This window comes from Streptomyces flavofungini (genome assembly GCF_041028215.1).
GTDB lineage: Bacteria > Actinomycetota > Actinomycetes > Streptomycetales > Streptomycetaceae > Streptomyces > Streptomyces flavofungini_B.
Window position 1 is genome coordinate 1 of record NZ_JASKYR010000671.1, and the last position, 3,358, is coordinate 3,358.

Here is a 3,358-nt window from a genome sequence, read left to right on the forward strand (position 1 = left end):
GTACGCAGTCCCCCCACGGATAAGCGCAGACAAGGGCCGGGCGGGGGCCACCGTTCCCCCCCCGCCCGGCCAGAGGGCGTCAGTCCACCGACCGCGCCCGCAGCGCCCGCTCGACCCCCGCACGGGACTCCGTGATCAGACGTCGCAGCGCGGCCGAGGGCTCGGACGCGGCGAGCCAGGCGTCCGTGGCGTCCAGGGTCTCCTGGGAGACCTGGAGCGCGGGGTAGAGCCCGACGGCGATCTGCTGCGCCATCTCGTGGGAGCGCGAGTCCCACGCCCCCTTCACCGCCTGGAAGTACTTCTCGGTGTACGGCGCGAGCAGCTCCCGCTGGTCCGTCTGCACGAAGCCGCCGATCACCGCCTCCTGGACCGCGTTGGGCAGCGTGTCGGACTCGACGACCGAGGCCCAGGCCGCCGCCTTGGCCTCCGCCGTGGGCCGCGCGGCACGGGCGGACGCGGCGTGCCGCTCACCCGCGGCCGTCTTGTCCCGCTCCAGCTCCGCCGCGATCCCCGCCTCGTCAAGGCGGCCGGTCGCCGCGAGACGGTTCACGAACGCCCAGCGCAGCTCGGTGTCCACGGCCAGGCCGTCGATGGACTCCGCCCCGGAGAGGAGCCCCTCGATCAGGTCGAGATCCGCGTCCGTGCGCGCCGTCGCCGCGAAGGCCCGCGCCCAGGCGAGCTGGTGGTCACCGCCCGGCTCCGCCGACCGCAGGCGGGCGAGCGTCTCCTCGGTCCAGCGGGCCAGCGCCGCCTCGCGGTTGGCGGGCGCCGCGTACAGGTCGAGCGCCAGCTTCACCTGGCGGTGCAGCGACTGCACGACGCCGATGTCGGACTCCTTGCCGATGCCGGAGAGCACCAGCGCGAGGTAGTCCCGCGTCGGCAGCTCCGCGTCCCGCGTCATGTCCCACGCCGACGCCCAGCACAGCGCCCGGGGCAGCGACGCCTCGAAGTCACCGATGTTGTCCGTGACGAAGGCGAGCGACTCGGCGTCCAGCCGGACCTTCGCGTACGACAGGTCGTCGTCGTTCAGCAGGATCACCGCCGGACGCCGCTTGCCGACCAGCGCGTCCACGGCCGTCAGCTCGCCGTCCACGTCCAGCTCCACGCGGTCCGTGCGCAGCAGCTTGCCGGACGCCTCGTCCAGGTCGTACAGGCCGATCGCGATCCGGTGCGGACGCAGCGTCGGCTCGCCCTTGGCGCCCGCGGGCAGGGCCGGGGCCTCCTGCTTGACCGCGAAGGAGGTGATGACACCGGAGGTGTCGACGTCCACGACCGGGCGCAGCACGTTGATGCCCGCGGTCTCCAGCCACTTCTTCGACCAGGTCTTCAGGTCGCGCCCACTGGTCTCCTCCAGGGCGCCGAGCAGGTCGGACAGGCGCGTGTTGCCGAACGCGTGCGCCTTGAAGTACGCCTGCACGCCCCGGAAGAACTCGTCCATGCCGACATAGGCGACGAGCTGCTTGAGCACCGAGGCGCCCTTGGCGTACGTGATGCCGTCGAAGTTGACGAGCACGTCGTCCAGGTCGCGGATGTCCGCCATGATCGGGTGCGTGGACGGAAGCTGGTCCTGGCGGTAGGCCCACGTCTTCATGGAGTTGGCGAACGTCGTCCAGGAGTGCGGCCAGCGCGAGCCCTCCGCGTACGCCTGGCAGGCGATGGACGTGTACGTGGCGAACGACTCGTTCAGCCAGAGGTCGTTCCACCACTCCATCGTCACGAGGTCGCCGAACCACATGTGGGCCAGCTCGTGCAGGATCGTCTCCGCGCGCGTCTCGTACGCCGCGTCCGTCACCTTCGAGCGGAACACGTACTGGTCGCGGATGGTCACCGCGCCCGCGTTCTCCATCGCGCCCGCGTTGAACTCCGGCACGAAGAGCTGGTCGTACTTGGCGAAGGGGTAGGCGTAGTCGAACTTCTCCTGGAACCAGTCGAAGCCCTGCCGCGTGACCTCGAAGATCGCGTCCGCGTCGAGGAACTCCGCGAGCGAGGGGCGGCAGTAGATGCCGAGCGGCACCGACTGGCCGTTCGGGCCCTCGTACGAGGAGTGCACCGCGTGGTACGGGCCGACGATCAGGGCGGTGATGTACGAGGAGATGCGCGGCGTCGGCTCGAAGTGCCAGACGTCGTCCTTCGGCTCGGGCGTCGGCGAGTTCGAGATCACCGTCCAGCCCGCGGGCGCCTTCACGGTGAACTGGAAGGTGGCCTTCAGGTCGGGCTGCTCGAACGAGGCGAAGACGCGGCGGGCGTCCGGCACCTCGAACTGGGTGTAGAGATAGGCCTGCTGGTCGACCGGGTCGACGAAGCGGTGCAGGCCCTCACCGGTGTTGGTGTACTCGCAGTCGGCGACGACCCGCAGTTCGTTGCGCCCCTCCTTGAGGTGCCTCAGCGCGATCCGCGAGTCGCGGAACACCGAGCCCACTTCGAGGGCGTGGCCGTTCAGGACGGCCTCGTGGACCGCGGGGGCCACCAGGTCGATGAAGGTCTCCGCGCCCGCCTCCGCGGCGTCGAAGCGCACCGTGGTCACGGACCGGTAGGTCCCCCCACCCTGCGCGCCGGAGAGGTCCAGGTCGATCTCGTACGAGTCGACGGTGAGCAGTTTCGCCCGCTGCTGCGCCTCTTCGCGGGTCAGATTGGTGCCGGGCACGCGGTCATCTCCTCGGGTCACTTGTGGTGTTTCCGGCCATCCTTCCATGGCGGTTCGCCTGGCCGCCCGGCCCATTGTTCTCCGCCCGCCGCTCCCGCTACGCTCCGCGCGTCCGCAGGGGACCACCGGGACCACAGGGGGCGCCGGTCATGATCGACGTACTGGTGGCGGGCGCGGGCATCGGCGGGCTCACGGCCGCGCTCAGCCTGCACGCCGCGGGCATCGGCGTGCGCGTGGTGGACGCGGTCGACGAGCTGCGGCCCGTCGGCGTGGGGGTCGAACTGCTGCCGTACGCGGTGGGGGAGCTGACGCAGCTCGGCCTCGGCGGTGAGCTGGCGGCGACCGCCGTCGCGCCCGAGGCCGTGGTCCACTTCGACCGGCACGGGCGGCGGGTCGGGGCCGACCCGTGCGGGCTCGCGGGCGGGCACTCCTGGCCGCGGTACGCGCTGCACCGCGGGGCGCTTCAGCACATGCTCCTCGACGCCGTCCGCGACCGGCTCGGGGACCGTGCCGTGCAGACCGGCACCGCCTTCGTACGCCTCGCCGAGCGCGAGGGGGCCGGGCTGCGGGTCATCCTGCGGGACATGGCGCGCGGCCGGGAGTACGGGGTGCGGGCGCGGGCCCTCGTGGGCGCGGACGGACTGCACTCCGCCGTACGGGCCACGCTGCACCCCGGGGAGGGGCCGCCGCTGTGGAGGGGGGTCAGGATGTGGC

The 3,358-nt window shown here is 72.0% G+C and carries 2 protein-coding genes; one reads left to right on the plus strand and one right to left on the minus strand.

Going from position 1 to position 3,358, the window contains the following annotated elements:
• Positions 1 to 79: 79 nt before the first annotated feature.
• Entirely contained in the window at positions 80 to 2,644 is a 2,565-nt protein-coding gene (pepN, locus tag AB8Z36_RS32215) for an aminopeptidase N (RefSeq protein WP_369216924.1), read from the minus strand.
• A 149-nt stretch (positions 2,645 to 2,793) separates the two neighbouring features.
• Here pepN and AB8Z36_RS32220 point away from each other — a divergent pair.
• The coding region (locus AB8Z36_RS32220; RefSeq protein ID WP_369216925.1) for an FAD-dependent monooxygenase at positions 2,794 to 3,358 on the plus strand (565 nt) is incomplete at its 3' end.